Here is a 3,647-nt window from a genome sequence, read left to right as displayed (position 1 = left end):
CCGCCGAACACGAGGCACTACACGCGATGACCCACCCGGTCACCGCAGCCCTGAAAACCAGCTAACCAACTCTCCATCAAACCCGGGGCTTGACACTCTCCCCACTGCGGAGGGTCCGGGCCAGTAGTTGTCGGCGGGTTCCGAGCAAGGGCTTGCAAAGCTCGCCGCAGACCCGCCGAAGGTCGGTCTCGGCAAGTCATGATCGGAAGGCAGCATGCTGCCACCGTATCGATCGCTGACGGAGCGGCCGACTCGGCGCGTGCCCAGGGGACGGGGGCGGGCCGTGGACCGGGAGAATGGGGCCGTGACCAAGCGTTCCGCCGTATCGGGCAAGCCGATCGAGCACCGTGTCCCCACGCCTGGCACCGTGCGGCAGCTCTACGGCACTGCGTTCGCGTGCGCGAAGCCTGGGTGCCGTGCCGGGCTGTACACGGTGAACGCGGACACGGGTCGACACGTGCTGAACAGCCACGTGGCCCATATCCACGCGCGCAGCGAAGGCGGCCCTCGCTGGGACCCAGCCATGAGCGAAGCTGACAACCGCGACGTCGGCAACCTCCTCCTGCTGTGCTTTCCTCATGCGTGGGAGATCGATCAGGTCCCGGACGAGTACCCCGCCGAGATGCTGCGGTCCTGGAAGCGGGATCAGTTGGCCGACTCTGAACGCGCCCAGCGTAGCTGGCAGATCAGTGACGAAGAGGCCCGCGAGGCGGTCGAACCCTTCGACCTCGGCGCCGTCGTCGAGAAGATCAGCGCAGTCGTGCCGTTCAACCCGCGGATGCGCAGCCGGATCGAGACTTGGCAACTGGCTATCCGGCGAGGCCACGCCATGCGAGTCTCCCGGTTGACACCGCTCGTGCCGGCGGAGCGGCGGCCGGCGGTACTCGCGTGGATGGCGGCACGTCAGGAACCGCTCGTTGAGGTCCCAGTGGGGCAGGTCCGCGTTCTGGTGGGCCGGCTTGGGGCCGGCAAGTCGGAACATGCACTGCGCTGGTGGGGGCGGGTTGTCCAGGTGGCTGCCAACGACCCGGACACCGAGATTCCGCTGTTTCTTCCCGCTCGGCATATCACTGCCAGCTTGGAACTGGCGATCGCCAACGAGCTTGGTGGCGACCCCTCCGGCCGCTGCCAGGTGGTGATCGATGACCTGGACAGTGTCCCGTTGCGGGAAGCCGCCCGCCTCCTCGCCGAGGCCCGCCAACTCGTCCACACGTGGCCTCGGGTCAGCGTGCTGGCGACCGCGCGGCCGGGGATCCCCGTGCCCGACGAGGAGAAGATCCTAATCGAGCCGTGGCCGGCCCAGCGTGGCGCTGAGCTGGCGAAGTTGGCTCTCGGTGACGACATCCCCTGGCACCTGTGGAACACCGAAACGGCTGAACTGCTCACCAGTCCGCTGACCGCTCTTGGCCTGGCGGCCCGAGTACACGCTGGCCGCGACGTCAAGGTATCCCGGGCTCAACTCCTGGCTGATCTGGCGACGATGGTCATCGACTCGCAGAGCCACGAGGTTGCTGATGGCACGTGGCGGGACCTGGCTCGGTTGGCCGTTCGGATCCTCGGACAGTCGCAGCCGGTTACCGCGGCCTCGTTCGGGTCGTTGCCCCTCGTCCGTCGCCTCACCGCAACCGGCCTCGTTGTCGGCGACCACACGGAGCTGACGTTCGCGTTGCCGGTGTTCGAGCAGTATTTCGGGTCCGAAGCCCTCCGGATGGGCCTGGCTGACCTGGAGACGATCGCGGCGGCCAGTTCGTTCCCCCGGTGGCGGTACGCGCTCGCATTCGCCGTGTCCACCGCCATCAACCAGGATCAAGAATGCCTCTTCGCCGGCCTTGCGACGATCAATCCGGCGGCAGCGTTCTGGATCCTCGATGAGATCGCCGACGCCAGTGCGGACCGCACCCCTGACGGTCCATCTGATGAGGCGATCGCGGCGCTCATCAGCCGCCGCGACCCCAACGGCGAGGTCAACGCCGAGCCCGACCTTGCCATCCGCGCAGGGCAGTGGCTGCGCGGCGCGGAACAAGCCCTGCTAATCGGACTCGGGCCCCTGGCCGAGTCATTGGCACGACACCGTGACGGTCGCCTCGTGCAGTGGGGCACCTGGTTGCAGAACGGCTATCTGACGCTCGCTCGGTCGCGCGACCAGTTGCCGCCGCCGGACGTCGTCAAACTTCCCGAAATGTTCCCCAGCCTCGGCCGATGGCACCGCGTCGAGGGGGTTAGCTTTCCGACCTCTGACCTTGGGCGCTGGCTGCGCGCCCAGGCGGCGCTGCAAGAACAGCTCCAGAACGCGATCAGGAGACGAACCCTACCCGTTCCCCGCACATCATGGCTGGCACGCGAACGGCTGTACCTACTCGCCGAGTTCGTCTACAACTACAGCGCCACACGCCGGCGCCGCACCATCGACCTCGCCGAACTGCGCGTCACCGTCACCAAATGGATGGCGCGGGTAAACCAGTCGGCGCGGTCGACGTGGCAAGGGGCGGGCCGCTCCGTCGACTCGGACGACATCAGGTGGCTCGCCGCTCAACTCGACATGGAGGACGGCAATACGCTCCTGCCACCCTGGCCCGAAGGCGATCAACCCGGGACAGGCAGGTGGATCTGGCAGACATACTCACCGGAGCTGACCTTGACCCTGGCGACGAACATCGTGCGACAAGCCCTGATCGGCTATCGGCAGCTCGCCGAAACCTCATTCCCGGCCTTCGGTGACGCCTTGGGGCTCTACAGCATGCTACCCGTACGCATCGAAGGACTCGTCCGGCGACCCGTCAACAACGAGAACGCGCACACGATCGAAATGATCGTCAGCCTGGACCCCGACCGCGATGCGCAACGATCGGACGTGCCATCAGTCGACCTGCGACTCGTAACCGACGACGATCACGCGTTCTGGACCTTCAGCCAGGAGCGCCGCAGCGCCGCCCGGACGACGTTCGGCCAGAGCCCGCTCCAGAACGTAGACCTACCCCTGGGGCACACGTCTCCGGCGACCAGCCTGGCTTACCGGTGGCTGGTCCAGGATCTCGCCGGAGTCGGCTGGCTCAACAATCATCACCGTCTCCTCGATTGAAGCCGGTCACCTCGTGCGGCGGCCGACGCCACCACAGGGTTCAGCGCGTCCCGCCAGGTCCCTGTGCCCCGTCTGCCGGCGACCCGGACTCCTGGTCATTCGCTCGCGGATTTATCCTGTCCGGTCTCGGGACCTGGGTGACAGATCGGTATCAGGACCTGCGTGACGCCTACGGCACCGGTCAACTGATGACCGAATCCTGAAGGACTTGGACCAGGGCGCGCTCCTGGAAGCCCTCGGGATCAGGGCTGGACCGGCCGGCGATCGTCACGACCGCCTTCCACAACGCCCAGCCGCGTGCTCGTCGCCACGTGTCCTCGGACAGGCCGACGGCGTCCGCGAAGACCTTGCGCTCGTCACCGAGGAAGTAGGTCCAGGCCATCACGAGGTCGCAGGCGGGATCGCCGACGCCGCACGTACCGAAATCGATGACCGCAGACAATCTCCCGTCGGCAGTGAGCAGGTTGCCGACCGCCACGTCGCCGTGGAACCACACCGGCGCGGACGGCCAGGCCGACGTCAACGCCTCGTCCCAGATGGCCTGGCAGGCGGCGACGTCGACGACGTC

The 3,647-nt window shown here is 67.0% G+C and carries 2 protein-coding genes; one reads left to right on the top strand and one right to left on the bottom strand.

Going from position 1 to position 3,647, the window contains the following annotated elements; all coding sequences use genetic code 11:
• Nucleotides 1-304 precede the first annotated feature (304 nt).
• Nucleotides 305-3,079, top strand: a complete 2,775-nt coding sequence (locus AB0873_RS31985) for a hypothetical protein (protein ID WP_366604485.1) — start codon at nt 305-307, stop codon at nt 3,077-3,079.
• Between the two features lie 181 nt (nt 3,080-3,260).
• Here AB0873_RS31985 and AB0873_RS31980 read toward each other — a convergent pair.
• Nucleotides 3,261-3,647: phosphotransferase (locus AB0873_RS31980; RefSeq protein ID WP_366604483.1), on the bottom strand; the 387-nt coding region annotated here is incomplete at its 5' end.

It is taken from the genome of Micromonospora sp. NPDC047707 (assembly GCF_040704235.1).
Lineage (GTDB): Bacteria > Actinomycetota > Actinomycetes > Mycobacteriales > Micromonosporaceae > Micromonospora.
The sequence above is the reverse complement of the archived record's forward strand: the minus strand, read 5'-3'. Positions and strand labels throughout refer to the sequence as shown.